Genomic DNA, 422 nt, shown 5'->3' with positions numbered 1-422 from the left:
CCTCACGGTCGCCGCAGGCGAGGTCGTTCCAGATGATGACCATGGCGATGCAGCGGGCCAGGCCGACGATGATCAGACCGGTGCGGTACTCGGGCAGGTCGGGCAGGAAGATCCACGCGAGCGCGAACATCACCGCCGGGCCGACGATCCAGTTGATCACCAGCGACGACGCCATGAGTCTGCGGTCGCCGGTGACGGCGTCGAGCCTGTCGTAGCGGACCTTGGCGAGCACCGGATACATCATGATCAGCAGGCCGATGGCGATCGGCAGGGAGATGCCGCCGATCTCGACCTTGGCGAGGGTGTCGTTCAGGCCCGGGACGGCCCGGCCCAGACCGAGGCCCACCGCCATGGCGATGAGGATCCAGACGGCGAGGAAGCGGTCGAGCGTCGACAGCTTCGCGACGACGGAGGACTCCTCG

General features: G+C 67.5%; 1 protein-coding gene. It reads right to left on the bottom strand.

Annotated elements, in window-relative coordinates; genetic code table 11:
• On the bottom strand, positions 1-422 hold a 422-nt coding region (locus tag LPA54_RS39965; RefSeq protein WP_368857911.1), incomplete at both ends, for an arsenic resistance protein.

This window comes from Streptomyces sp. DH12 (genome assembly GCF_020873895.1).
Lineage (GTDB): Bacteria > Actinomycetota > Actinomycetes > Streptomycetales > Streptomycetaceae > Streptomyces.
Note: the sequence above shows the minus strand (reverse complement) of the source record. Positions and strands in the feature narration are given on the sequence as shown.